The organism is Photorhabdus kayaii (assembly GCF_025384895.1).
In the GTDB taxonomy this organism is placed as follows: Bacteria; Pseudomonadota; Gammaproteobacteria; order Enterobacterales; family Enterobacteriaceae; genus Photorhabdus; species Photorhabdus kayaii.
In genome coordinates this window covers 1-770 of sequence record NZ_JAJAFZ010000211.1, presented here as the reverse complement: position 1 = coordinate 770, position 770 = coordinate 1, and the positions used below count along the sequence as shown (strand labels likewise).

Below are 770 nucleotides of genomic sequence, written 5' to 3'. Positions count from 1 at the left end.
GTGCCGGTATCGAGGGTGTTTTTGTCTTTATCTGCGGTACTGGCAATGACTGCGCCGTCAAGCTGGGTGTGTTCACCCACTTTCACTTGATAGCCGCCTTTACCGGCAAACAGTCCGGTCTGCTCCTGTACGGAGTCAAAGTTGCTGTGGATTTTGTCGCGGCTGGCGCTGAGGTTCAATGAGCCGCCCGGTTGTGGACCGAGAGTAACACTGACGCCGGCACTGGCGTTCTGCTGCTTCATATCGTAGCGGTTGCTGTCCTGCTCGCTGCTGAGTGTCAGGTGGCGTTTGACGTCGGCGGTAATCTGTTCGCCGCTGACCTGAGCGCCTTTGAGCGTGGCATCCCGGCCGGCGTTGAGGGTGACGGTTTGTCCTGCATCCAGCGTAGTTTCGTTATGGCTGACGCCGTTACCGCTTTCACGGCCTTTGCCGCGGTTGGTACTGGCGGAGAGATTGATTCCCGTGCCCCCCGGTCCGGCAGTGAAACCGACGCCCAGTGAGCCACCGCGGCTGCTGTTTTTACCGGTGGTCTGTTCGGTGTTCTGGTTGGAGGAGAGCTGGATATCCCGGCTGGCATTGAGTTGCAGGTCTTTGCCCGCCTGCAACTGGCCGCCCTGAATGCGGATATCGCCGTGCTGGTCTGGAGTACCGGAAGCGGTGAGGGTGAGATTATCCCCGGTCGTCAGGCTGCTGCCCTGCTGAGTGGTCTGGTGCTGTTTCAGTTCTGACCGGGAGGACTGGCTGCCGTAGGAGAGGTTGACACCCACCAG

1 protein-coding gene is annotated in these 770 nt (G+C 59.9%); it reads right to left on the bottom strand.

What is annotated here, in order from left to right:
• Positions 1–770: hemagglutinin repeat-containing protein (locus LGZ98_RS24455; protein WP_262978753.1), on the bottom strand; the 770-nt coding region annotated here is incomplete at both ends.